We start from the raw sequence: 1,577 nt of genomic DNA on the forward strand, positions 1-1,577 counted from the left end.
TAAGGAAATCAAATGCCTGTTTAGCTTCTTGAGGGGTGTAGGCTTTTGGTCCCCCTCCCACTGGAATCAACGCTAAATCAGGACGCCCGATCAGAATTTTCTGCTCAATATCTAGAGGGGCTGCTGCTCCTCCCAGGTGTAGGATATTGATACCATTTTGAGTCCATTTCCAAACCACGTTATTACCAAACCGACGTCCACCGACTCGGTCGTGAGGAATACTAATTCCCTCGAATTTTAGCCCATTTACTTGAAAAATACCCGGTTCAAATAGGAGCCGGGGACTCCCCGGTATACCTTCCGCTGCTCCTTCATCTAGTAGTAGGCTACTGATTAGGACTAAATCTGCCTCTACTTTTGGTGAGTTGTATCTAGCCGTACACCCAATGGTTTGGAATGGGTTGACTAAAACTCGCACACCACCCCCAGTAAATAAAAAGCAGGTATGACCAAGCCACTTTACTGTCAATACATTGCGTGATGGCTGTGCTTGGTAAGAACTGAGTCCAGAAGCTAAGCCGGTTGAAAGAGTTGTGAGTACACCCGCACTCACATAGCGCATCAACTGTCGCCGTTTCATGGTTTCTTGGAAACAAGTTTATTTTCAGGGAGATATAGAGAGAGTAGCAGATGCTGGCAGCGATTCTAAGAAGTTTTTTAGAAGTTGCTTACCAGAACAGGTCAAAATACTCTCTGGATGAAATTGGACGCCTTCTATGTGTGTATAGTTCCGATGTCTAACTCCCATAATTGTGCCATCATCCACCCAAGCCGTGATTTCCAAGACATCAGGACAGCAGCTACGGTCAATAACTAAACTATGGTATCGAGTCGCTGTGAAAGGATTGGGTAATCCCTGAAAAACCCCAACCCCAGTGTGATGAATCTCTGAGGTTTTGCCATGCATCAATACTGGTGCGGAAACAATTTTCCCGCCAAATACCTGGCCCAAGGCTTGATGACCCAAACAAACCCCTAAAATGGGTAGATTTGACCCCAAATTGCTGTATATAGCCCTTGATATCCCAGCATCTTCAGGACGTCCTGGGCCTGGAGAAATCACTACCCCATCTGGGTTGAGCTGGCGGATTTTCTGTATATCAATTTTATCATTGCGATAGACCTGAATCTCTGATGCCACAGGTAATTGGTGACCCAATTCTCCTAGGTACTGGACTAAGTTGTAGGTAAAGCTGTCGTAGTTGTCAATGACAAGAATCATTATCGGTTACTCCCGATTGACCATAGGTTGCAGGTTATAGATTATAGGTTAGCGCTTAATTGAACTCTGCCCTGGTTTTAAGCTCAGTATTCCAATTAGAATTGAGAATATTTCTTCTGTATCCCTAGGAATAGTCTGACTTTGAATAGTTTTAGCAATGTGCTTCCGTTTCCTATCAAGGGTTCCAAATTTCCAAATATCCCCTAGAGTCACAGCACCATAAAGAATTTCAATAGATTCGCTCTCTTCATACTTATCTAAAGCAATTAATTCTGCTGCTAACTGGTTGAAACCACCATCAATATCTTTCTTTTTGGCTTCTATAATAATCAGATTTTGACTACTTTTTAATAAG

Annotated in this window: 2 protein-coding genes and 1 pseudogene; all 3 read right to left on the reverse strand. The window is 43.2% G+C overall.

The genetic code is table 11. The annotated features are described in order from the left end of the window. The coding region (locus F6K49_RS47610) for an MBL fold metallo-hydrolase (RefSeq protein WP_293109559.1) at positions 1-580 on the reverse strand (580 nt) is incomplete at its 3' end. A gap of 24 nt (positions 581-604) precedes the next feature. Beyond that, on the reverse strand, positions 605-1,222 hold the full coding sequence (locus F6K49_RS47615) for an aminodeoxychorismate/anthranilate synthase component II (RefSeq protein WP_293064319.1): 618 nt from the start codon (positions 1,220-1,222) through the stop codon (positions 605-607). Positions 1,223-1,270: 48 nt separating this feature from the next. After that, positions 1,271-1,577: pseudogene (locus tag F6K49_RS47620) on the reverse strand (hypothetical protein); the annotation flags it as partial.

It is taken from the genome of Moorena sp. SIO3I6 (assembly GCF_010672095.1).

Bases quoted from the DNA above. Each gene is read 5' to 3' on its own strand.
- F6K49_RS47615 (WP_293064319.1), bottom strand. From the start codon at position 1,222: ATGATTCTTGTCATTGACAACTACGACAGCTTTACCTACAACTTAGTC.